Below are 22653 nucleotides of genomic sequence, written 5' to 3'. Positions count from 1 at the left end.
CGTGTACCCGCGCGGAGGCTATCCCCGACACCCGGCGGCGGTCAGCACTGACCGTTCGTGGCCCTCGGCACCCCGTTCCGCCCCACCCCGCCGATCAGCGCCGCGCGATCCCGAGCTGGTAGTCGTCGAGGTAGCGCGAGGCGAAGCCGGCCTCGGAGTAGGCGAGATAGAAGTCCCACATCCGCACGAACGTCTCGTCGAAGCCGAGCGCGCGCACCTCGGGCTCGCGGGCGAGGAACGTCTCCCGCCAGCGGCGCAGGGTCTCGGCGTAGTCGAGCCCGATCGAGCGCCGGTCGACCACGTGCATCGAGGTGTGCCGGGCGAGGGTGTCGTCGATGGCCTCGAGGCTCGGGATGAGCCCGCCGGGGAAGACGTACTTGTGGATCCAGGTGTACGACGACTTCGTCGCCTCGAGCCGGTGGTGCGGCATGGTGATCGACTGGAGGCCGAAGCGCCCGCCGGGGGCGAGGAGCTGGTCCACGGTGCGGAAGTACTCGGGCCAGAAGCGCTCGCCGACCGCCTCGATCATCTCGACGCTGATCACGGCGTCGTACGAGCCCGTGGCCTCGCGGTAGTCGCGGACGTCGATCGTGATCCGGTCGGAGACCCCGGCACTCTCGGCCCGGGCGCGGGCCAGCTCCGCCTGCTCGACCGACAACGTCAGCGTGGTGACGCGCGCGCCGCGTTGCGCCGCCCGGATGGCCGCCTCGCCCCAGCCCGTGCCGATCTCGAGGACGTGCTGGCCCGCCCGCACGCCGGCGAGGTCGAGGATGCCGTCGATCTTGCGGTGCTGGGCGTCGGTGAGCGGCTCGTCCGGGCGCTCCGGGTCGAACCAGGCGGCCGAGTACATCATCGACTCGTCGAGGAACAGCGAGAACAGGTCGTTCGACAGGTCGTAGTGCCGGTGCACGTTCTCCTGGGAGACCTCGGCGTCGGCGGCGACCTCCTCGCGCGGCTGGCCCCGGTCGTAGAGGCGGCGCAGGTTGCGCAGCGGTCGCGGGACGAGCTCCTCGATGTGGTCGGTCATGGCGCGCAGCACGCCGACGAGGTCGTCGGAGTCCCAGTCGCCGACCATCCAGCCCTCGCCGAAACCGATGAGACCGTGCCGTCCGAGACGCGTGAAGAACGCCTCGGGGCGGATCAGGCGCAGCCCCGGTCCCTGCGGATCGCCCTCGACCGACCCGTCCGGCCACACCAGGTGCATCGGGAGCCGTTTGACCGCCGAGCGCACCAGCCCGCGGGCCACGGTCATCCGCAGCCGGTTCTCGCCCGGATCCTGCAGTCCCGGCCACACACCTTCCGCGGGACGCGGCACGACACGACCGCCCGCGACGGTGGTTGCGGTGGTGCGCGAGCTCGGAGACACGGCGATGTCCTCTCGTCAGCGGCCAGGGGTTCGACCGCTCGGCGTCGACGGCGCTCCTCGTGCGCCGCGTTCGCCGCCACCTTCGTCATCGGGCGCCGGGGTGTTCGCTGCTTTTCGCCGAGATCACGCTCCTGGTCGTCGAACCGACGATCACTCACGGACCGCGGTCGTGCGTTACCGTGCGGAACCTGCCCAGGTCCGACGGTGATCTCGTGGCTTCGGCAGGGCCTCGGAGGAAGGTGTGATGGGCGTCCCGGAGCAGCTGCGTCGGCTCGACGAGGACCTGGCCACCGGCCGGGTCGACGCCGAGTCCTACCGGCGGCGTCGCGACGAGATCCTCGCGGCCCGCCTGCCGGGGCCTCCACCGCCGCCCGCGCGCGACGACCTCGACGACAGCGAGCTCGACGCCGCGGACCAGGAGCTGGGTTTCGACGCCGACTTCGACGGCGAGTACGAGACGCGGGCGGCCCGTCCGGCATCCGCCACCCCGCCCCCGAGCGGGCCGTCGGCGCCGGCGGAACGACCGGCACGCCCGGCAGCGCCGACCGACCGGCGACCACCACCGGCGCCGCCGTCCCGCCCGCCGGGGAGTGGGCCGGGGAGTGGGCCGGGGAGTGGGCCGGGGAGTGGGCCGGGGAGTGCGCCGGGGGCTGCGTCGCGGAAGGCGCCGGTGGCTCCGCCAGCCGCCGCGCGGGGCACCGGCCCGACCGCACCGGTCGACACCGGCGCGGTCCGGCCCCCGCCCGGACCCGAGGCGCCGCCACCGCCGTCACCATCGCCGTCGGCACCGCCGTCACCACTGACGACGGCACCGCCGACGTCACCGCCGCCGCCGGTGACGTCGGCCCCGGACGCGCCCGCGCCGGCCGCCCCGGAACCTGACGTGCCCCGGGCTCCGGCCATGCCGTCGGCCGGCGCCGTCGAGAACGCCCTCGCGCCTCCGGCGCCCGAGCCGACGACCGTCGCGTCCGGCGACGGCGCTCCGGAGGAAGAGCCCTCCGGCGAGGACGCGGCGATCCACGCACCGCCGGGGTCGCAGGTCCCGTCGGGCGACGGCGCTCCAGGAGACGAGCGCTCCGGCGTGGACGATCCCTCCGGCGAGGACGCTGCGATCCACGAAGCACCGCCCGAGCCGGTGACGCCGGTCCCAGGGGAGGACGATCCCGCCTCCCCGGAGCCGCGGGGCATCCCCGTCCCGGCCACCCCCGCGGAGGCTCCTCCGCTGCCGGAGTCGCGCCCGTCGTCGCCGGCCCTGCGCCCGCCCCCGCCGCCCCTGGACGAGGACGAGGACGACGACGCCCGCACCGACGAGCGCCCGCTGCCGGCGGACCCGTTCCCGCCGCCCTTCCGGTGGTCGGCGCAGGACGCGGACCCCGACGCCGACGCGTCGCCGGAGACGACGCAGGTCGTGCGCGGTGCCGCGGGCCCGGAGGCCGACCGGACGCAGGTCGTGGTGCGTGAGGAGCCGACGCAGGTGGTGCGCCGGCGTCCGGAACCCCCGCGGGCCGCGGCGCCGCGGGCCGCCGTCCCGCCCACCCGACCCGGTCCGCCCCCGCCGCCGGAGCGCACGCAGTTCGTGCCCGGCGCGGTGCGGGCGCGGGACGCCGGGGGTGGGGTGGCGCGCCCCGAGGACACCGCCCCGCCGTGGGCGAGCGCGGCCGCGCGCTCCGAGGGACTGCAGGGCCGCGAGCTCTTCGCCCGCGGCCCCGGACCGCGCGCCGGCGTGATCCTCGGGACGGTGGCGCTCCTGCTGCTCGTCGCGATCGTCCTGATGGCCTCGATCGCGCTGGCCTGAGGGCCGATCACTAGGCTCATCACCGTGGCGACCATGGTCACTTTCCACGCGCACCCCGACGACGAGTGCATCTCCTGCGGCGGCGTGATGCGCGCCGCCGCCGACGCCGGGCACCGGGTGGTGCTGGTCGTCGCCACCCGGGGCGAGCACGGCGAGATCGTGCCCGGCGTGCTCGACGACGGCGAGACCCTGGCCGAGCGCCGCGTCAAGGAGACCCACGACGCCGCCGAGGTGCTCGGCGTGGCCCGGGTCGAGTTCCTCGGGTACGTCGACTCCGGGATGGTCGACACCGACACCAACGGCGCGGCCGGGTCGTTCTGGTCGGCGGACGTCGAGGAGGCCGCCGAGCGGCTCGCCGCGATCCTGCGCGAGGAGGACGCCGAGGTCCTCACCGTGTACGACCGCATCGGCGGCTACGGGCACCCCGACCACATCCAGGTGCACCGGGTGGGTCGCCGGGCCGGGGAGCTGGCCGGGACGCCGCGGGTCTACGAGGCGACGAGCAACCGGGACGACTTCCGGCGCATGGCCCGGATGGCCCGCGACGCCGGTGAGGAGATGCCCGACCTCGATCCCGAGGCGTTCGGCTCCGCCGAGGCGGAGCTGACCACGCGCGTCGACGTCACGCCGTGGCTGGGCGCGAAGCGTGGGGCGATGCGGGCGCACCGCAGCCAGATCCCCGAGGACTCCTTCTTCCTCGCGCTGCCCGACGACCGGTTCGCCCTGGCGTTCGGCACGGAGTGGTTCATCCGGGTCGGCGGTGATCCCGCACAGCGCGAGGACACCCTCTTCCCGGCCTAGAGCACCGACCCCGTGCTCGACACCCCGGCCCCCGCTCCCGCCGACGGCACACCACCCCGCACGGTGCCGAGCCGGCGACCCTCGGCCACGACCGTGGCCGTCGCCGCCGGCGGCGCCGTCGCGGGCGCGCTGCTGTTCCTCGCCGCGTACCGCGGGATGCCCGACGACTCCTACATCACCCTCGACTACGCGCGGAACCTCGCCGAACTCGGGCACTGGGGCCTCACCCCGTTCCGCGACGCCAACTCGGCGACCTCGCCGCTGAACGTGTGGCTCCTCGCCGCGGGCACCCTGCTGACCGGTCGCCCGGTGGTCGCCGTGGGCCTGGTGCTCGTGCTCACGACCGCGACGACGGCCGTGTGGGCCGCCGGGCTCGCGCAGGTCGTGCGACGACGCCCGACCGTCGTCGCCGGGCTGGTCGTCGGCCTCGTCGTCACGTCACCGATCTTCGCCAGCGTCGTCGGCATGGAGGCGTTCCTCGCCGCGGCGCTGCTCGTCGGCGTCCCCCGCTACGGCGTCGCCCGCCGGACGGTCCCCGCCGGGGTGGTCGCGGGGCTCGCCGCGCTGGTCCGGCCGGACCTCGTCCTGCCCGCCCTGGTCGTCCTCGCCGTGCTGTTCGCGACGCCCGCCCCGCGCCGCGGCTGAACAGGAACACGGCCCGTCGCCGAAGGTCTCCGCCGGCGACTGGTCCATCTTGAGCCCGGGGACGGCCCGGGGTGGCCGACCGAGGGCGGCCGGGGCGACGGACGGTTCGTCCTCGGCCCGCCCGGTCCGCAGATCGGGTAGGGCCGGTCAGCCCTCGAGGATGTAGCCGCGCCCGCGGACGGTGCGGATGCGCTCCGCCCCCAGCTTGCGGCGCAGGTAGCCGATGTAGACCTCGACGATGTTCGAGGTGGGCGGGCCGCCCCAGACGCGGGTGACGAGCTGCTCCTGCGACATCGCCTGACCGCGCGGGTGGCGGATGAGCGCGTCGACCACCGCGTACTCGGTGCGCGAGAGGCTCACCGGCTTGTTCTCGACGAACACCTGCTCGAGCGCGGTGTCGACCGCCACCTCGCCGCGGCGCAGGAAGAGCTGGGCGGTGGGGCGGTCGTCGCCGAGACGCAGCCGCAGGCGCGCCAGCAGCTCCTCCATGGGGAAGGGCGTGACCAGGTAGTCGTCCTGCGTCGCGCGCAGGGTCGACACCGTGCGGTCACGCGCCTCGGGGCTGGTCAGCGCGATGACGGGCGTGCGCGGGCTGTCGCGGTGCAGGTCGGCGAGCACCTCGACGGGCCGCAGCCCCGGCATCTCGATGTCCAGCACGACGGCCCGCGCCCCGCTCGCCCGCGCGGTGGCCCCGACGCTCCAGCTCTCCCGGAGGAGCTGGGGTTCGAAGCCGTGCGACCGCAACGTCCCCACGAGGACGCTCGTTGTGCGATGGGAAGGGGCCACGCACAGCACGCGGCCCCGCTCCGCGCCCGCATAACGATCAGGTCTCATCGCGGACCAGCTTGGACCGGCACGCTTCCGAGTTCAATCGACGAGCGGCGAGCGGAGACGTGATGCTCGTCGGCTGCGCCGAGCTGAGAGCCCGTTGCCGCGAGCGGAGCAGATTTTCCTCCGTTCGGCGGCATCAGCCTGCCGATCGTCGCGCCGAGCGGGCCTGCGAGCGGCACTCGAACCTGAGATCTCTCAGATAAGCGGTCGCCGGACGGCCGTGTCCCTACCGTGACCTCCCGTCGGAGCCGGGCGGCGACGCTCCCCCTCTTGCCATGCCGCCGTCCGCGCTCCGCCGACAACCACAGGACACCCGTGCTCCCGGCGCCGGCTCCCTGGACGAGCTCCCCCGTCCCGACGCCGCGGGCACCGTCAGGAGGTTCCCGTGCCCCGACGCGGACGACATCGCACATCGCTCCCGAAACGGCTGCTCGTCATCGTGGCCGCGCTGCTCCTCACCGGCGGCGCCGTCACGGTCGCCGGCTCCGCGTTCGCGGACTCCGACTCCGACTCGGGCTCCGACTCGGGCCTCCTGAGCTCTCTCGTCAGCGGCGACGATTCGGACAGCTCCGGCTCGGAGGACGAGGCGTCGTCCGACGAGGACGGGTCTGGCGACGGCCAGACCGAGGGTGAGGAGAACGGCGAGGACACCGGCGACGGTGAGAACGCCCAGGCCGAGGACGAGAACGCCGACGAGGGCCAGGGCGGCGACGAGAACGCCGACCAGGGCCAGAACGGCGAGGACGGCCAGGAGGACGGCGGCGACGGCGGTGCCCAGGCGCAGGCCGCCGAGGACGAGGACCCGCTGAAGCGCGACCAGATCGCCCCGGCCAGCGCGGACGAGTACGTCGACATCACCGACGTCGACGTCAACCGCAACCGCGGCGAGGGCGGCGTCTTCGCCGACGGCTCGTACACGATCAACTGTGGCACCAGCGACCACAACAACCCGAGCAACTTCATGGTCGCCCCGGGCAACCCGAACGGCGCCCAGCACACGCACGACTACGTCGGCAACACCACCACCGACGAGAACTCCGACGAGGCCTCGCTCGAGGCCGGCGGCACGTCGTGCACCAACGGCGACAAGTCCACGTTCTTCTGGCCGGTGCTGCGCGACCTCAACGGCACCGACTCGGACGCGAACGCGGACGGTGGCGGCAACGACGGCAACGTGGGACGCATCCTGACGCCCCGCTCGGCCGACATCACGTTCCACCGCACGAACGCCGACCAGGAGGTCGCGCCGCTGCCGCAGCACCTCGAGGTCATCATGGGCAACGCCAAGGCGGCCGCCCAGGACGGCAAGAACGCCAACGCGAAGTACACCTGCTCGGGCTTCACCGACCGGATCACGGACCAGTACCCGATCTGCCCGTCCGGCTCGCGGCTGATGCGGGTCCTCGACTACCCGAACTGCTGGGACGGCGAGAACCTCAGCTCCGAGGACCTGCGCTCGCACATCAGGTTCCCGGACGAGAACGGCCGGTGCGCCGACGGCGAGACCAACCTGCCGGCGCTGCGGATCACGCTGACCTACGACCAGCCGGCGGGCCGCGCGTTCTCGATCGACAGCTTCCCGGACAACCAGCACGACCCCACCACCGACCACTCCGACTTCATGCACTTCTCGTCGGTGGCTCGGGCCCAGGAGGGCGCCGACTGCCTCAACGGCGGACGGCAGTGCACGCAGAACTGACGCCGTAGCACGACGCACGACCCGAGGGGCCGTCCCCGTGATCTCCGCGATCACGGCGGGCGGCCCCTCGCGTTCGTGCGCCCGGCGACCTACGGTCGTCGGCGGGCGCCGACCGGCGCTCACGGGAGTCCGGAGCCACCGGGCTGAGAGGGGACCTGGCCGTCGACCCACGGGCGGCAGCGGTCCCGACCGTCGGAACCTGATCCGGATCATGCCGGCGCAGGGAGGCTGCTCGTGCGCACGTCCACGTCCACCTCGGAGTCCACCGCGAACCCCGAGGTCGCCCCCACCCTCGACGGCCCGGTGCCGAAGACCCTCGGGTTCCTCGACCAGGGCGCCTTCTGGGCCAACCTCGGCGTCAGCCTGCTGGGCTTCGCCGGCGTCCTCGCCGTCCTGGCGCCCGCGGGCGCGCCCCCGCTGACCGTCACCGCCGCCGTCGTCGCGACGGTCGTCGGCACCCTGATCGGCAGCGCCATGGTCGGGCTCTCGGCGATGCCCGGCGCCGCGACCGGCGCCCCGGCGATGGTGCTGCTCCGCGGCCTGTTCGGCGGGGTCCTGTCGTGGATCCCGTCGGTGCTCAACGTCGTCCAGCTGATCGGCTGGGGGACGTTCGAGCTCGTCGTCATCGCCCAGGCCGGCACGCTCGCCCTCGGCGGCCCGACCTGGGTCTGGGTGCTCGGCGCCGGGATCGTCACGACGCTGCTGACCCTCCGGCCGCTGGGCATGCTGCGGCTGCTGCGGCGGGTCGTCACGATCCTCGTCGCGATCTCGGTGGCCTACCTCGCCTGGTGGCTGTTCACGAGGCCGGAACTGGACCTCGGTGCCGGCGGCGGCTCCTGGGCCGGGTTCTGGGCGGGCACCGACGCGGCGATCGCCGTCGCGGTGTCCTGGATCCCGGTCGCGTCGGACTTCTCCCGCCACTCCCGGCGCGTCTCGACCGCGTTCACCGCCGCCACGGTCGGCTACGGGCTCACCCAGATCGTCTGCTTCGTGGTCGGGCTCGCCGCGCTGGCGCTCGTGGGCGGCAACGGCGACGAGGTCTTCGCGCCCATGCTGGCCGCCCCGCTCGGGCTGGTGGCGCTGCTCGTGCTCACCGCGCGGGAGACCGACCAGTCCTTCGCGAACGTCTACTCCACCGCGGTCTCGGTGCAGAACCTCGCCCCGCGCGCCGACCGGCGGCTGCTGAGCCTCGGCATCGGTGCGCTCATCACGGTGCTGGCGCTGGGCGTCACCATCGACGACTACGCGGTCTTCCTCGCGGTCATCGGGTCGGTGTTCGTGCCGCTGCTGGGTGTCGGGGTCGGGGACGCGCTCGTGCGGCGCGGCGCGGCGGGTCCGGACGGTCGAGCTCCGCTGCGCTACGTCTCCGGGGACCTGTCCCGGTGGGCGCCGTCGCGCCCGCTGATGATCGTCGCCTGGGTGATCGGCCTCGTCGTGTACCAGCTGGTCAACCCGGGCGGCGCGCCCGTCTGGTCGGACGCGTGGAGCGCGCTGCGCGACGCGATCGGCGTCACCCCGCCGTCGTGGCTCTCGGCGTCGTTGCTGTCGTTCGTCGTGGCCGCGGCGGTCGCGGCGCTGCTCGCGCGCCTCGAGCGGCGGTCCCGGGCGTCGGCCACCATCGGGTGACGCGGGCGGGGTCGATCCTGTAGGGCTGGGGTCCTCGAGGAGTCGACGCGCGAGGAGGACCGTGGGCCGGCTCGGTGGGTTCGGGCGCGAGCTGCGCTCGCCGGTGACGCTGCTCCTCGTCGTCGCGTGCACGGTCGCGGGGGTGTGGGCGGCGCTCGCGCTCACCCCCGACCAGGACGTCGAGGCGTTCGGGCAGCGGATCAGTGTCGGGGCCCAGCCGCCGACGGCGACCGTGTCGGGCCCGCCCCGGATCGTCCAGGTCGGCAACACGAGCCTCGACGTCCCGGACGTCACCATCTACGGCCCGCTGCGCCCGCAGCTCTCGATCGGCCCGGTCCAGCGCAGCGAGACCGCGGGCGCGGCCGTCGAGTCGCTCGCCGAGGGCCGCAGTCCCGCCGACGCGCTGTCGGCGATCGTGACGGGCTTCGAGGAGTGGTTCGGGAAGGCCACCCTGATCCTCGTCGCCGTCGTGCTGGGCGTCTGCGGGCTCGTCGGCTCGCTGCGGGTCCTGGCGACGCTGCGGTCCACCGCCCGGCGCTCCGGTGCCGGGGCCCGGGCCGCGGTGATCGCGCGCCGGCTCTCGGCGAAGCTGACGCGCTCGACGGTGGCGGCGCTCGCCGTGGCCCTCGTCGTGTGGGGCGCGAGCGGCGCGCTCGCGGTGGCCGGCGCGCAGGGTCTGCGCGACGCCCGGTCGCTCACCGACCTCACCGGGGCGCACCACGTGACCCCGTCGCCGGTCGGACCGACCGTGTCGGGCGTGCGGGGCGTCGTCATCGGCGACTCGCGCGTCGCGCGGCTCGGCGGACCGCTGCCGCCGGACGCCTCGCCGGAGGACGTCGCGTGCGCCCGCAGCACCGACTCGCTCGCCCGGCAGGTCGGCGCCGCGGTCGGCGACGAGGTGCTCAACCTCGCCTGCTCCGGTGCCCGCATCACCACCGGGCTCCGGGCGCCCCAGCAGACGGGCGGCATCGCGGTGCCCCCGCAGATCGGGCGGCTCAAGCAGGTCGAGGACCCGTCGTTCGTCGTCGTCGCCGTGGGACCGAACGACCTGAACTGGACCGACCTCATCGGCTACTGCTACGCGGCCACCGACTGCGCGGACAACTTTACCGCCGGCGAGTTCCGCTACCGGCTGGCGGCGTTCGACCGTGACTACGCCGACCTCCTCGCCGACCTCGCGACCCTGCCGTCCCGGCCACGGGTCGTGGTGATGACGTCGTACGACGTGCTGCGTCCGGACGCCCGGCAGGACCGGTGCCCCACCGCCCGCGGGCCGCTGCAGTACCCGGGGCTCACCCCGGAGGAGATCGCCCTGCTGTCCGGCCGGAACGCCGAGCTCAACGGCGTGCTCACCACGGGCGCGCAGCGCTACGGCTTCGACGTCGTGACCCCGCCGTTGACCCCGCTCTGCGAGCCGTCGCCGGACGGGCTGGGCCCGGACCTGCAGTCCCTCGCGGACCCGCACCCCTTCCACCCGACCGGGATCGGCGAGCTGCGCCTCGCGATCCCGGTGGTCGACCGGATCGGGCTGCCGCCCGCCGCGGCGCCGCCCCCGGGCTGACGCATCGATCGGGGTGTCAGGGGCTACTCCACGGCCGTGAAGATGCGGACACTGGGCGGGACCGGCATCAAGGTCAGCCCCTACTGCCTCGGCGCCATGATGTTCGGCGCCTGGGGCAACACGGACCACGACGACTCGATCAGGATCATCCACCGCGCGCTGGACGCCGGGATCAACTTCGTCGACACCGCCGACGTCTACGCGCAGGGCGAGTCCGAGGAGATCGTCGGCAAGGCGCTGAAAGGTCGCCGCGACGACGTCGTGCTGGCCACCAAGGCGCACGCGCCGATGGGCGACGACCCGAACCACCGCGGCAACTCGCGCCGCTGGCTGGTCGCCGAGGTCGAGAACTCCCTGCGGCGCCTGCAGACCGACCACCTCGACCTCTACCAGATCCACCGTCCCGACCCGGAGACCGACGTCGAGGAGACGCTCTCCGCGCTGACCGACCTCGTGCGCAGCGGCAAGGTGCGGGCGATCGGGTCGTCGACGTTTCCCGCCTCCGAGATCGTCGAGGCCCAGTGGGTCGCCGAGCGCCGTGGCCTCCAGCGCTTCCGCACCGAGCAGCCGCCGTACTCGATCCTCAACCGCGGCATCGAGCGTGAGGTGCTGCCGGTCTGCCGTCGCTACGGCATGGGCACGCTGGTCTGGAGCCCGCTCGCGATGGGCATGCTCACCGGCAAGATCCGCCGGGGGCAGGAGGCCGGGACGCAGCGGGCGCAGCGCACGCCCGGACGCTTCACCGACGAGCGCAAGCTCGACGCCGTCGAGGAGCTGGTCCCGCTCGCCGAGAAGGCGGGCCTGTCGATGGTGCACATGGCGATGGCGTTCGCCGTGTCCCACCCGGCCGTCACCTCGGCGATCATCGGGCCGCGGACCATGGAGCAGCTCGAGGACGTGCTCGCGGGCGCCGAGGTCACCCTCGACGACGAGGTCCTCGACCGGATCGACGAGATCGTCCCGCCGGGGGTGGACGCCAACCCCGGCGATGTGTCCTACGAGCCGCCCGCCATCGGCGAGGTGGCGCAACGGCGTAGGCCGATCGGAGAGCGCGCCGCGGCGGGAAATTAATTCCCTGCTCAGCGGCACATCGGCGCCCGTCACCGGGCACTCCTCCGGCAACACCGATCACTCAAGTCCCAGGTCCGGAGGGGGTCCGTGATGGGCACCGTCGCAGTCGTGATCATCATCGTGGTGGTGCTGCTGGTCGTCGCCGGCATCGCCGCCCTCGTGCTGGCGCGACGACGCCGGCAGCAGCAGCTCGCCGAGGAGTTCGGTCCCGAGTACGAACGCCGCGTCTCCGAGACCGGTGACCGCAAGGAGGCCGAGAAGGAGCTGCGGCAGCGCAAGGAGCGCCACGACCAGCACCAGCTCCGGCCCCTGCAGCCCGACGAGCGCCAGCGCTTCCACGCCGACTGGCAGCAGGTGCAGCGCGGGTTCGTCGACGACCCGGGCGGCGCGGTCGAGCACGCCGACGCGCTGCTCGTGACGATCATGCGGTCCCGGGGGTACCCGGTCGAAGGGGGCGAGCGCCGGACCGACGACCTCTCCGTCGCCCAGCCCCACCTCGTCGAGGACTATCGCGAGGCGCAGCGCGTCGTGACCGCCCACCGGCAGGGCACGGCGACCACCGAGGACCTGCGCGGCGCCTTCACCGCGTTCCGCACCCTCGTCGAGGCCATGCTCGACGACGGTGGCGGGCACGGCGACGGGCACGGTGACGGGCACGCCCGGGGTGACGGGCGTGGTCCCAACGGGGCCACCGAGCGCATCACCCCCGGTCCGGGCGGGGGCGACGGCCGCCACGGGCACCCCGACGCCGGGACCGAACGGATGCAGGGTGCACCCGGTCAGGGTGTCCCGCCCGGGGGTGCACCTCCGCGGGGCGCTCCCCCGCAGGGCGTCCCGCACCAGGGCGGGGCTCCTGCGGCCGCGCCTCAGGGACCTCCCCCGCAGGGTCCTCCCCCTCAGGGTCCGCCCCCGGGCGGACCGGCCGGCCCGGGCCGGCCACCGTCGGCGCCTCCCGCGTCCGGCGGACCCGACGGACACCAGGAGCGCCGCGCATGAGCCACCCCGAGCAGAGCCGCCCGGCAGGTCACCCCGACGAGCAGCGGGCGGGCCACGAGCGCCCGGGCGGATACGACGAGGATCCCCTCCAGAACGCCGGCGTCCCCGGTCAGCAGCAGGGCGGGCAGTACGCCGACCCCCAGGGCGCGCCGTACGGGGGCCAGCACGCCCCCCAGCACGATCAGCACGCCCGGTCGGGCGGCTGGTACGCCGAGCAGCTCGGCGGCGCTGGTCAGCACGCCGGCCAGCCGGCGGACCAGTACGGCCAGCAGCCCGCCGGCGGCGGATACACCGAGCAGCTCGGTGGCGCCGGTCAGCACGCCGGGTCGGGCGGCGGCGGGTACGCCGAGCAGCTCGGTGGTGCCGGTCAGCACACCGGCCAGCCGGCGGACCAGTACGGGCAGCAGCATGCCGGTGGCGGGTACACCGAGCAGCTCGGTGGCGCCGGTCAGCACGCCGACCCGTACGGCCAGCAGCCCGGGCAGGCGCCGGGCGCGCAGTCCTACGGCGCCGGGCCGGGGTCGGCCGGGGGCGCCGGTGACGTCGGGCAGGGCGGTCAGCCCGGCGTGTACCCCGGGCCGCCCGACCACGCGCGGGGCGCACCGGGTGACCCCGCCGCGGCGACCGGTGCCGCGAACGGCGGCCCGACCGCCGGCACGGAGGGCGGCGGGACCTCGATCATCGACCCGCAGCGGGCCGAGCACTGGCGCTCCCAGTGGGAGGACGTGCGGATGATGTTCGTCGACCAGCCCCGGGACGCGGTCGCGCGTGCCGACGGGCTGGTGGGCGAGGTGCTCGACGAGCTCGCGCGCACGTTCACCCAGCAGCGCAGCGCGCTCGACCCGAACGCCGTGGGCGACCCGTCGACCGAGGAGCTGCGGCGCGCGGTGCAGCGCTACCGGGAGTTCTTCGACCGGCTGCTGAGCCTGTAGACGCCGACCGGAGGGGGAGCGAGGGCGTCCCTGACTGCGTGGGACGCAGTCAGGGAGTCCCTCGCTCCCCTCGGGTACCGCGCACCCGTCCGACGCGCCCGTCCGACCGAAGGGCCCCTTGGCTCAACCCAGGGGAGTCAGGCGCGCAGGCGGACGTGGTCCGGGGTCAGGTCCTTGATCGACGACACCCCGAGCAACGCCATCGTCCGGCGGATCTCGGCGGTGAGCAGCGTCGCGAGGTGCTCGACGCCGCGCTCGCCCCCGGCCATGAGCGCGTAGAGGTACGCCCGGCCGATCAGGCAGCCCGAGGCGCCGAGGGCGACGGCGGCGACGATGTCGGCGCCCGACATGATCCCCGTGTCGAGCAGGATCTCGGCCTCGCCGCCGACCTCGGCCACCACCGACGGCAGCGTCTCCAGGGGCACGGGCGCGCGGTCGAGCTGGCGCCCGCCGTGGTTCGAGACGACCACCGCGTCGGCGCCGGCGTCGACCACCCGCCGCGCGTCCTCCGCCGTCTGGACACCTTTCACGACGAGCGGTCCGTTCCACGTGGATCGGAGCCAGGTGAGGTCGTCGAGGTTGAGCGCCGGGTCGAACATCGTGTCGATGAGCTCGGCGACCGTGCCCTCCCACGACGTCAGGGCCGCGAACTCCAGCGGGTCCGTGGTGAGCACGTTCAGCCACCAGTGCGGGTGGCGGGCCATGTCGGCGAGGGTCCGCGCGGTGAGTGCCGGCGGGATCGTGAGCCCGTTGTAGGCGTCGCGCAGGCGGGCCCCGCCGACCGGGGTGTCCACGGTCAGCATGATCGCCTCGTTGCCGGCCTCCGCCGCCCGGCGCACGACGTCCGCGCTCGCGGCCCGGTCGCGCCAGAGATAGAGCTGGAACCAGCGCCGGGTGTCCGGGGCGGCCGCGGCGAGGTCCGCGGGCGAGATGGTGCCCATCGTCGAGAGCGTGTGCGGCACCCCGATGCGGCCGGCCACGCGCGCCACCGCCGCCTCGCCCTCGTGGTGCATCATCCGGGTGAAGCCGGTCGGGGCGAAGGCGAACGGCAGCGCCGAGGGGCCGCCGAGCAGGGTCGTCGAGGTGTCGATGTGGGAGACGTCGCGCAGCACCGAGGGCCGGAACTCCAGCGACGCGAACGCCTCCCGCGCGCGACGCAGCGAGATCTCGCCCTCCGCGGCGCCGTCGGTGTAGTCGAACACCGCCCGCGGGGTGCGGCGCCGGGCGATGGCACGCAGGTCGGCGACGGTGTGGGCGCGCGCGAGGCGCCGCCGCGTCGGGTCGGGATCGGGGCGGGCGAACCGCAGCAGGGGACGCAGCTCCGACGGGCGCGGCAGCCGGCGCGCCGTGCGTCCTGTGGTCGGGTGCTGCGGCGGGGTCGTCATCGCCCGTGCTCCTCCTCGTGGCGGCGTGCTCGCGACGCCGGGGTCGTTGCTCACCGAACGGGGCCGGACGCGGAACGTCAAGGGAGTCGGGAGCTCGACCGGGGGAGGGTGTGGTCCCCCCGTGGCGAGGTCCGGTGCGGTACAACCGACCCTGACGGGCCGTGACCCGGCGGTCGGGGGAGAGGACGAGGTCGTGAGCTACCCGCAGCGCTCGTGGGACGACGGCGACGTCGAGGTCCTGCCGCGACGACTCTGGGCCGGCGGGGTGGCGACGGCGGTCGTGGCCGCCGGCATCGCGATCGTCGGCGTGCTGATCATCTCGAACGTCTTCGACCTGGGCATCCAGACCGCCCAGCGCAGCGGGGCCCTGGTCGACAACGCCATGACGATCATCCCGGTCTGCGCGGTCATCGCCTCCCTGGCGGGCACCGCGCTGCTGCACCTGCTGCTGCTGACCACGCCGCGCCCGGCGACGTTCTTCTCCGCGATCGTGCTGCTGGTGCTCGTGGTGCTGCTGTTGCAGGTGTTCCTCGCGGCAGGCGGCGTGGTCGACCACATCGCCACCGCGGTCCTCTACGCCGCGATCGGGCTGGCCATCATGTCGATGCTCTCGGGCGTCTCGCGCACCGCGGTGCGACCCGCGGCGCAGGGTGGCTGGGGCGGCCGGCAGTACGACGGGCGCTACGACCAGCGCTACGGCACGTACGAGGACCCGTACCAGCAGGACCAGCGCACGACCCGCTACGACCCGCGGGGGCCGCAGGGCGGCGGCCGCTGGGGGTGATCCGCCGGGCGTGACCGTCCGGCCGCGCCGCGTGACGTTGATTCTATTGACGTCACCTTTCCTTGACCCTCGCTCCGGGCGCTGACGACGATCGATGCCGCGTGATGCTCCACGCGGGTGCTCCCAGCTGCCCGCGTCCAGCTTCCGTCGCCCACCCCGCGCGGTGGGCGACACGAGGGAGGAGAGGTCGGCGATGGCACCCACAGCGGTGAACGGCACGGGCAACGGCACCGGTCGCGAGCACGAGGTCCTCCACCGGGCACCCGCACCGGCGGGCGTCGCGGTCCCGGCGCCACCGCTCCCCGCCGACCTCCAGGCCGCCCGCGCGGCCCTGCGCCTGGCGCTCCCCGAGCCGAACAGCAAGTTCAGCCAGGACGACGAGTGGTGCGTCGTCGCCGAGCCCGGCGGCGCGTGGGGCGAGTACCGCTTCCACGACTACGACCGCATCTTCCAGGTGCCCGGCCTCTACGAGAAGATCTTCTACGACGTCCTGGGCTGTGACTCGCCGCGCTTCATGGTGGGGCTGCTGAGCGAGGCGCTCGCGCAGGCCGGGGTCCCGGCCTCGACGCTGCGCGTGCTCGACCTCGGCGCGGGCAATGGGATCATGGCCGAGGAGCTCGCCGCGGTCGGCGTCGAGCACGCCGTCGGCGTCGACATCCTCACCGAGGCCCGCGACGCGGCCCTGCGCGACCGCCCGGGGCTCTACGCCGACTACCAGGTCGCGGACCTCACCCGGCTCCCCGTCGGGCAGCGGGAGACGCTGGCCGGGCACCGGCTGAACGCGCTCACCGTGGTCGCGGCGCTCGGCTTCGGCGACATCCCGCCGGCCGCCTTCCGCACGGCCTACGACCTCGTCGAGCCCGACGGCTGGGTCGTCCTGACGATCAAGGACGCGTTCCTCGAGGAGACCGACACCTCCGGGTTCGGCGGCATGATCGGCGAGTCGATCCGGTCCGGCGCTCTCGAGGTGGTGCGTCGCGAGCGCTTCCAGCACCGGCTCGCCACCGACGCCAGCCCGCTGCTCTACGAGGGCATCGTCGCGCGGAAGCGTGGTGCGCTGGCGGGCTGATCCGCGGGTGAGACCCGTGCCTCCGACTCGTCGGTAACCTGTGTCACTCCCGCCTCGGCCGGGCACTATCCCTGTCGGGGCGTGTCGGCGCGGCACGCCCAGTCGACGTGGAGGTGGTCGCCGACATGACCGTGGAGCAGCACCGCAGCCGCCCCCTGGACGGCCTGACCGGTCCGACGGTCGACCTCGCCCGTTCCCTCGAGTCGATCGTCCCGGCCGACGTGCTGGCGGAGGTCGACCCGGCCCTGTGGGGACGGACGGTCGTGCAGGTCGCCCAGGGACTCGCGACGCACCCCGCCGACGTCGGGCGCATCGTCGCGGGGCACGCCGCCCTGGCGGCCCGGATCGGGACGGCCGCCGTCGCCCGGGCGTTCGGCTCGTCTGCCGAGGGCCCGGTGCCGGTGGAGAAGGACGGCCGGTTCAAGGACCCGACCTGGGAGGAGAACCCGCTCTACTGGAGCCTGCGCCAGCAGTACCTCGCGCTGGTCGCCACGCTGCACGACCTCGTCGACGCGGCGGGCCTCGACGAGTCGTCGCGGGAGCGGGCGTCGCTGCTGGCCGACGTGCTGGGCAGCGTGCTGTCGCCGACGAACCTCCTGCCGGGCAACCCGTCGGCGCTCAAGCGCGCGTTCGAGACGGGCGGCGCGAGCGTCGTGGCCGGGTTCCGCCAGATGCTCGACGACCTGGCCACCAACCAGGGCCGTCCGCGCCAGGTCGACCGCACCGACCTGCGCGTCGGACAGGAGCTGGCGGCGACGCCCGGCAAGGTCGTCTACCGCAACCGCCTCATGGAGCTGATCCAGTTCGAGGCGCAGACCGACGAGGTCCACGAGATCCCGATCGTCGTGAGCCCGCCGTGGATCAACAAGTACTACGTCATGGACCTCGCGCCGGGTCGCAGCTTCCTCGAGTGGGCCGTGCAGCACGGGCACACCGTGTTCGTCATCAGCTACCGCGACCCCGACGAGTCGATGGCCGAGACGGGGCTGGACGACTACCTGGAGCTCGGCGACCTCGCCGCGATCGACGTCGTCCAGGAGATCACCGGGGCCGACAAGGTCAATCTCGTCGGGCTCTGCCTCGGCGGGCTCATGGCCTCGATCGCGACGGCGATGCTCCACGCCCGCGGGCAGGGCGACCGCATCAACTCGCTGACCCTGCAGAACACCCTGCTCGACTACAGCGACCCGGGGCCGGTGGCGAGCTTCGTCGACCCGGAGATCGTCGAGCGCCTCGAGCGCAAGATGGCGAAGACCGGGTACCTGCCGTCGGAGTCGATGGCGGGCACCTTCGACCTGCTGCGGGCCAACGACCTGATCTTCAACTACGTCGGGCCGAACTGGCTGGAGGGCAAGGCCCCGCCGGCGTTCGACATCCTCGCGTGGAACGCCGACTCCACGCGGATGCCGGCGAAGATGCACGCCTTCTACCTGCGCCACTTCTACCTGCAGAACGAGCTGGCGCGCGGCGAGCTCGAGCTGCTCGGCGAGCACCTCTCGCTGAAGTCGATCACCAACGACACGTTCATCGTCGGGGCGGTGAACGACCACATCGCGCCGTGGCGCACGTCGTTCACCTCGACCGGGCTGCTCGGCGGCGACGTCACGTTCACGCTGTCCAACGGCGGGCACATCGCCGGTGTCGTCAACCCGCCCGGCAAGAAGGCCAAGCACTGGATCGGCACCGTCGGCGGCGATTCGGCCCCCGACGCCGACACCTGGCTGCAGCGCGCGACCGAGGTCCAGGGCTCGTGGTGGGAGCCGTGGCGCGACTGGATCGCCGAGCGCGGGGGCGGGATGCGCACGCCGCCCGCCGTCGGCTCCGACGCCCATCCGCCGCTGCAGGACGCGCCGGGCTCGTACGTCCTGGGCACCGGCTGACCGGCATCTTCCGGTGGCGGGCGAGGGGCACGTGGGTGATGGGCGACGCACCCACGTTTCCCCTCGCAAACCCTGGGTAACGGCGTGCGTCCGTCGGTCGATCCACGGTTGACGGGCGCGGCTGCACTCGTCACCGTGTTGCACGGAGCGCATCTTCGAGGCGCCCGCCGCAACCGACCGTCCGCCTTCACCAGCCGAGGGTGTTGCCCGATGAACCGTCACGCCTCCGTCGCCCTGCGCCGCAAGGTCGACGACGCCGTGGGACCGGGGTACGACCCGATGTTCCTGCGCCTCGACCTCCTGCTCGCCAGCCGCGAGGGCCGCTGCCCGTGCGCGTCCTGCTCGTCGCGGGTCGCCGAACGCCTGGACCGCCTGGTGGCCTCGCTCCCCGAGGTGTGAGGCGCGGCCCCCCGGCTGTGACCGGCACCATCGCGCCGACGCGCCGTGTCGGGCGTGCTTGGTAAACTGAGCGCCGTCACCGACGACGCGGAGGAACGACCATGGCCACCCCCACCGCCGACCCGACCCTCGAGCAGGTCCGCGAGCGGGCCGTCGACATGTTCGCCCAGGTCCAGGAGGCCGGACTGCGCTTCGCCGGCTCGGTCGCCGAGACCTGGACCGCGGCGCTCCAGAACGTCCCCGGCGTCGGCGCCGTCACGGGTCGGGGTGCGCCCGCCGGCCTGCTGAGCTCGCCCGGCGAGGCCGTCGACCGGTTCTACGACACCGGGGTGCAGCTCCTCGAGGCGCAGCGCTCCGTCGCGCACCAGGTGCTCGACGCGGTCGCGCCGGCACTCCCGTCGTCGCGCCGCTGACGGGCATGTCCGGCCCGGGCGGGGCGTGGGAGGACCACCGCCGCGCCCTGGGCGGGTTCATCCGCAGCCAGCGCCAGCTCGCGCGCCTCTCGCTGCGGCAGCTCTCCGCCCTGAGCAACATCTCGAACCCGTACCTGAGCCAGATCGAACGAGGGCTGCACGAGCCGTCGGTCCGTGTGCTGCACGCGATCGCGGGGGCCCTCGACATCTCGGCCGAGACCCTGCTGCTGCAGGCCGGTCTGGTGCGCGAGCACGCCGGGGACACTCCGGCGGAGGCCGCGGAGCCGGCCGGATCGTCGACCGAACGGGCGATCCGGGCCGATCCGCGGCTCTCCGACGCGCAGAAGGAGGCACTGATCTCCGTGTACCGCAGCTACACCGCGGGCTCGCCCGTGCCGGGAGGCCCGCGATGAGCGCACTCGCCGTGCCGGACCCCGTGCCCGGACCCGCACCCGTCGCCCGGCCGGAGTGGGTCGGCGACCTCGTGGTCGCCGGCCACCGTCTGCACGTCGCCCACCGGCCCGGGGCGCTCGGCCGCACCCCGCTGGTGCTGGTCAACGGCATCGGCGCGAGCCTCGAGTTCCTCGACCCCCTCGTGGCCGCGCTCGACCCGGACCGCCCCGTGGTGCGCTTCGACGTGCCCGGCATCGGCGGCTCGCCGCTGCCGTGGGTGCCGCTGCCGATGGCCGGGCTCGCCGCCCTGCTCTCCGGGGTGCTCGACGAGCTCTGCTACGCCCGGGCCGACGTGCTCGGCCTGTCCTGGGGCGGCGGGATCGCCCAGCAGTTCGCGCTGCAGCACCCGGACCGCACGGCCCGGCTCGCGCTGGTCAGCACCGGGACGGGCGCGATGATGGTCCCCGCGCGGTTCACGGTGCTCGCGAAGATGCTGACCCCCCGCCGCTACAACGACCGTCGCTACCGGCACGACGCCGGCGCGGAGATCTACGTGGGCGAGGACCAGGCCGCGGTCGACGAGGTGTTCGGCCGCGCCCGGCAGGTCGCGTTCCGCGGCTACCTCTTCCAGCTGATGGCCCTGATGACGTGGACCAGCCTGCCGGTGCTGCCGCTCATCAGCGCCCCGACGCTGGTGCTCGCGGGGCGCCGTGACCCGGTGATCCCGGTGGTGAACGCGCACATCATGGGCGCGCTCATCCCCCGCGCCACGGTGCACCTGCACCAGGGCGGCCACGTCGGCATCCTCACCCGCCCGCACGAGCTGGGCCCGGTGCTCGAGGACTTCCTGGACAATTGAACAGCTGCCAATAACATCGGCGCATGACCGACTGGCGCACCTGGGTTCCCGAGCGGCTGACCTACCCGGAGGTGCCCGTCGGGGCGCTGCTCGACGGCGCGGCGCGCCGGTACGGCGACCGCGTGGCGTTCTCCCACGCGCCTCCTTCCCACCCGGGCCGCACGCTCACGTTCACCGAGCTGTGGCGCGCGGCGTGCGGGTTCGCCCACCACCTGCACGGGCGCGGCGTGGTGCCCGGCGACGTCGTCGGGGTGCACCTGCCGAACGTGCTGTCGTTCCCGGTCGCCTACTACGGGATCCTGCTGGCCGGGGCCACCTTCACGCCGGTGAGCCCGCAGCTGCCGGCCGAGGGTGTGGCGGGGCAGCTCGCGGACGCGGGGGCCGTCGCCGTCGTGGGTCTGCAGGACACGGGCTCGGGCGTCCCGCTGATCGCCACGGACGGCGTGGTGGTGGCCGACGGCGCGGTCGCCGACGAACCGCCGGTCGTCGACCTCGACCCCACCCTCGCCCGCGCCCACCTGGCCTACACGGGCGGCACCACCGGCAGCCCGAAGGGCGTGGTGCTCACCCACGCCAACGTCGTCACCAACGTCCTGCAGTACGCCTGTCACGGCAGCGGGTCGCGTCCCGTGCCGGGCGTGGCCGGGGACGTCGGCCTCGAGCAGGTCGGTCCGCCCGAGGAGTGGCCGGTCCGCCTCGGCGAGGGCACGGGCATCGCGGTCGCGCCGTGGTTCCACGCGATGGGGACGATCGGGGGGATCGGTGTCGCGGTCGTCTCCGGGGCGACGAGCATCGTCCACGAACGGTTCGACCCGGCCCGGCTGCTCGCCGACGTCGAGACCCACCGGGTGACGACGGTGTCCGGCGCGCCGCCGCTCTTCCACGCCCTGCTGGCCCACCCCGAGGCCGCGGCGCGCGACCTCACGTCGGTGCACACCGTGACGTCGGGGGCCGCGCCGATGCCGGTGGCGCTGGCGGAGCGCATCGCCGAGCGGATGCCCGAGGCCGTGATCGTCGAGGGCTACGGGATGACCGAGGCGACCATGGGGCTGACCATGGGCGCCACCGCGCGCTCGGCGTACCGCCGCGTCGGCACGGTCGGCGTCCCGGTGCCCGACACCGAGATCCGGGTCGGCCCGTCGCCCGCCGAGCCCGCCGGTGTCGGGCAGGCCGGCGAGGTGTGGGCCCGGGGACCGCAGGTGATGGCCGGCTACCTCGACCGTCCGGAGGCGACCGCGGACACGCTCGTCGACGGCTGGCTGCGCACGGGCGACATCGGCGTGGTGGGCGAGGACGGCCAGCTCGAGATCGTCGACCGCGCGAAGGACATGCTGCTCTACAAGGGCTACAACGTGTATCCGCGCGAGCTCGAGGAGCTGCTCGCGGCGCGCCCCGAGGTCGCGGCGGCGGCGGTCGTCGGCCGGCCCGACGCCGCCGTCGGCGAGGAGCCGGTGGCCGTCGTCGTCCCCGCGCCCGGCCACGCGCCGACGCCCGAGCTGGGGGCGGCGCTCGCCGGCGCCCTCGACGAGCGGGTGGCGCCGTACAAGCGTCTGCGGGCGGTGCACCTGGTCGAGACCCTGCCGGTCTCGGCGGCGGGCAAGGTGCTCAAGCGCGAGCTCCGCGACCAGCTCGGCGGCGCGCTCGGGGAGCCCGTCTGGCGGCGTGAGCAGGGCTAGAGTGTCCGCATGGCCCGGATCCGCATCGTGCGCGCCGCCGATGGACGGCAGTGGATGGTGCGCCAGAAGCTGGAGTGGACCGACCCGGCCACGGGCGAGGACTTCGAGCACGACATGCAGGGCGGCCGGCTCGCGGCCATCGGCATCGTCTCGATCATGGGCCTGCTGTGGGTGGCGCTCCTGGCCTGGTGGTTCACGGGCAGCCAGGGCGTCGTCGTCCCGATCTGGATGTGGCTGATCCTCCTGGCGATCTTCCTGTTCTTCCCGGGGCGCTGGGTGCTGCGCCGCCCGCGCACGCTGGTCGCCGAGACCCCGGGCGGCTCCGACGGGTCCGCGCCGGAGCGGTGGGTGGGCTGGGTGCGGGGCACCGCGGCCGCCCGCGAGGAGATGCTGCAGACGGTGCGCAGCCTCGAGACCCGCGCGACGCCCGCCTACGCCGACAGTCCGCTGCAGCCGGTGAGCTGAGGGGGTG

General features: G+C 74.3%; 21 protein-coding genes. 18 read left to right on the top strand and 3 right to left on the bottom strand.

Going from position 1 to position 22653, the window contains the following annotated elements:
* Positions 1–94: 94 nt before the first annotated feature.
* Entirely contained in the window at positions 95–1366 is a 1272-nt protein-coding gene (locus WCD41_RS09695; protein ID WP_337713186.1) for a class I SAM-dependent methyltransferase, read from the bottom strand.
* A 244-nt stretch (positions 1367–1610) separates the two neighbouring features.
* On the opposite strand from WCD41_RS09695, the gene WCD41_RS09690 reads away from it, so the two are divergent.
* Genes WCD41_RS09690 through WCD41_RS09680 form a run of 3 tightly spaced genes read left to right on the top strand, consistent with a single transcriptional unit; the run spans position 1611 to position 4607 of the window.
* Positions 1611–3161 (top strand): hypothetical protein, encoded by a 1551-nt coding sequence (locus tag WCD41_RS09690; RefSeq protein WP_337713185.1) that lies wholly within the window; start codon positions 1611–1613, stop codon positions 3159–3161.
* 24 nt (positions 3162–3185) lie between these two features.
* Positions 3186–3962, top strand: a complete 777-nt coding sequence (locus tag WCD41_RS09685; RefSeq protein ID WP_337713184.1) for a PIG-L family deacetylase — start codon at positions 3186–3188, stop codon at positions 3960–3962.
* A 12-nt stretch (positions 3963–3974) separates the two neighbouring features.
* A complete protein-coding gene (locus WCD41_RS09680; RefSeq protein ID WP_337713183.1) occupies positions 3975–4607 on the top strand; it encodes a hypothetical protein in 633 nt (210 codons plus the stop codon).
* 147 nt (positions 4608–4754) lie between these two features.
* Here the strand turns inward: WCD41_RS09680 and WCD41_RS09675 are convergent, their stop codons facing one another.
* Positions 4755–5360 carry a response regulator transcription factor gene (locus WCD41_RS09675; protein WP_337713182.1) on the bottom strand — a complete coding sequence of 202 codons (606 nt, stop codon included), beginning with the start codon at positions 5358–5360 and terminating at the stop codon, positions 4755–4757.
* Positions 5361–5877: 517 nt separating this feature from the next.
* Here WCD41_RS09675 and WCD41_RS09670 point away from each other — a divergent pair.
* The 6 genes from WCD41_RS09670 (at position 5878) to WCD41_RS09645 (ending at position 13323) form a co-directional block, all read left to right on the top strand.
* Complete coding sequence (locus tag WCD41_RS09670; RefSeq protein ID WP_337713181.1) at positions 5878–7137, top strand: DUF1996 domain-containing protein; 1260 nt, start codon at positions 5878–5880, stop codon at positions 7135–7137.
* 234 nt (positions 7138–7371) lie between these two features.
* Positions 7372–8763: a purine-cytosine permease family protein gene (locus WCD41_RS09665; RefSeq protein WP_337713180.1), complete on the top strand. Its 1392-nt coding sequence runs from the start codon at positions 7372–7374 to the stop codon at positions 8761–8763.
* A 61-nt stretch (positions 8764–8824) separates the two neighbouring features.
* Positions 8825–10324 carry a GDSL-type esterase/lipase family protein gene (locus WCD41_RS09660; RefSeq protein WP_337713179.1) on the top strand — a complete coding sequence of 500 codons (1500 nt, stop codon included), beginning with the start codon at positions 8825–8827 and terminating at the stop codon, positions 10322–10324.
* A gap of 36 nt (positions 10325–10360) precedes the next feature.
* On the top strand, positions 10361–11395 hold the full coding sequence (locus WCD41_RS09655; protein ID WP_337713178.1) for an aldo/keto reductase: 1035 nt from the start codon (positions 10361–10363) through the stop codon (positions 11393–11395).
* A 108-nt stretch (positions 11396–11503) separates the two neighbouring features.
* Positions 11504–12391 (top strand): hypothetical protein, encoded by an 888-nt coding sequence (locus tag WCD41_RS09650; RefSeq protein ID WP_337713177.1) that lies wholly within the window; start codon positions 11504–11506, stop codon positions 12389–12391.
* The gene (locus WCD41_RS09645; protein WP_337713176.1) at positions 12388–13323 is read left to right on the top strand and encodes a hypothetical protein; all 936 of its coding nucleotides are present in this window, start codon (positions 12388–12390) and stop codon (positions 13321–13323) included. Before WCD41_RS09650 ends, WCD41_RS09645 begins: the two co-directional genes overlap by 4 nt.
* Positions 13324–13460: 137 nt before the next feature.
* Here WCD41_RS09645 and WCD41_RS09640 read toward each other — a convergent pair whose 3' ends face one another.
* Positions 13461–14708, bottom strand: a complete 1248-nt coding sequence (locus tag WCD41_RS09640; RefSeq protein WP_337713175.1) for an alpha-hydroxy acid oxidase — start codon at positions 14706–14708, stop codon at positions 13461–13463.
* A 193-nt stretch (positions 14709–14901) separates the two neighbouring features.
* Here WCD41_RS09640 and WCD41_RS09635 point away from each other — a divergent pair, with 193 nt between their 5' ends.
* From WCD41_RS09635 to WCD41_RS09595, 9 genes are all read left to right on the top strand, one after another.
* Positions 14902–15492, top strand: a complete 591-nt coding sequence (locus WCD41_RS09635) for a hypothetical protein (protein WP_337713174.1) — start codon at positions 14902–14904, stop codon at positions 15490–15492.
* Between the two features lie 193 nt (positions 15493–15685).
* Positions 15686–16561, top strand: a complete 876-nt coding sequence (locus WCD41_RS09630; protein ID WP_337713173.1) for a class I SAM-dependent DNA methyltransferase — start codon at positions 15686–15688, stop codon at positions 16559–16561.
* Positions 16562–16686: 125 nt separating this feature from the next.
* Positions 16687–18441: a PHA/PHB synthase family protein gene (locus tag WCD41_RS09625; RefSeq protein WP_337713172.1), complete on the top strand. Its 1755-nt coding sequence runs from the start codon at positions 16687–16689 to the stop codon at positions 18439–18441.
* A gap of 210 nt (positions 18442–18651) precedes the next feature.
* Positions 18652–18840, top strand: coding sequence for a hypothetical protein (locus WCD41_RS09620; protein ID WP_337713171.1), 189 nt, complete (start codon positions 18652–18654; stop codon positions 18838–18840).
* Between the two features lie 101 nt (positions 18841–18941).
* A complete protein-coding gene (locus WCD41_RS09615) occupies positions 18942–19253 on the top strand; it encodes a hypothetical protein (protein ID WP_337713170.1) in 312 nt (103 codons plus the stop codon).
* A gap of 5 nt (positions 19254–19258) precedes the next feature.
* The gene (locus tag WCD41_RS09610; RefSeq protein ID WP_337713169.1) at positions 19259–19666 is read left to right on the top strand and encodes a helix-turn-helix domain-containing protein; all 408 of its coding nucleotides are present in this window, start codon (positions 19259–19261) and stop codon (positions 19664–19666) included.
* The gene (locus WCD41_RS09605; protein ID WP_337713168.1) at positions 19663–20505 is read left to right on the top strand and encodes an alpha/beta fold hydrolase; all 843 of its coding nucleotides are present in this window, start codon (positions 19663–19665) and stop codon (positions 20503–20505) included. Before WCD41_RS09610 ends, WCD41_RS09605 begins: the two co-directional genes overlap by 4 nt.
* Positions 20506–20528: 23 nt before the next feature.
* Complete coding sequence (locus WCD41_RS09600; protein ID WP_337713167.1) at positions 20529–22181, top strand: class I adenylate-forming enzyme family protein; 1653 nt, start codon at positions 20529–20531, stop codon at positions 22179–22181.
* Positions 22182–22190: 9 nt separating this feature from the next.
* Positions 22191–22646, top strand: coding sequence for a hypothetical protein (locus WCD41_RS09595; RefSeq protein ID WP_337713166.1), 456 nt, complete (start codon positions 22191–22193; stop codon positions 22644–22646).
* The last annotated feature ends 7 nt before the right edge of the window (positions 22647–22653 follow it).

This window comes from Actinomycetospora aeridis (assembly GCF_037400275.1).
GTDB lineage: Bacteria > Actinomycetota > Actinomycetes > Mycobacteriales > Pseudonocardiaceae > Actinomycetospora > Actinomycetospora aeridis.
The sequence above is the reverse complement of the archived record's forward strand: the minus strand, read 5'-3'. Positions and strand labels throughout refer to the sequence as shown.